This is a genomic window from Paenibacillus ehimensis NBRC 15659, from assembly GCF_004000785.1.
GTDB lineage: Bacteria > Bacillota > Bacilli > Paenibacillales > NBRC-103111 > Paenibacillus_G > Paenibacillus_G ehimensis.
This window is the reverse complement of sequence record NZ_BILX01000208.1, coordinates 1-615: the sequence shown is the minus strand read 5'-3', so window position 1 is coordinate 615 and position 615 is coordinate 1. Positions and strand designations below refer to the sequence as shown.

Genomic DNA, 615 nt, shown 5'->3' with positions numbered 1-615 from the left:
GGCTATGCGGCCGAGGAGCTGACGTTCCAGCTTGGCAAGCGGCTGACCGAGCAGATGCGCCGGACGGCGAAGCGGCACCAGGTGACGATGAATACGCTTCTGCAGGCGGCTTGGGGCGTCGTGCTGCAAAAATACAACAACAACGGGGACGTCGTGTTCGGCAGCGTCGTATCGGGCCGTCCGGACAACATTCCGGGCATCGACCGGATGATCGGGCTGTTCATCAACACGATTCCGGTGCGGATTCGCAGCGAAGCGGAAACGACGTTTGCGGACCTGCTGCGGGCCACGCAGGAGCAGGCGCTGGCTTCCCGCGCTTACGAAACGTATCCGCTCTATGAGATTCAAGCGTTGACTGAGCAAAAGCAGGATTTGGTTAACCATATCATCGTGTTCGAAAATTTCCCGGTCGAGCAGGAAATGGAGCAAATGGGAGGCGATAGCGCGGACAGCTTCGGGATTGCCAACGTCGCGATGTCCGAGCAGACGAACTATGCGTTCAACATTACGGTGATGCCGGGCGATGACATGGGGATCCACTTTGAATACAATGCGCTGGCGTTCGATCGTTCGACGCTGGAGCGGATGCGCGGCCATCTCGTCCATATGCTGGAA

The 615-nt window shown here is 58.4% G+C and carries 1 protein-coding gene; it reads left to right on the top strand.

Annotation, left to right across the window (positions count from 1 at the left end):
• The coding region (locus PEH01S_RS34355) for a condensation domain-containing protein (RefSeq protein WP_246063160.1) at positions 1-615 on the top strand (615 nt) is incomplete at both ends.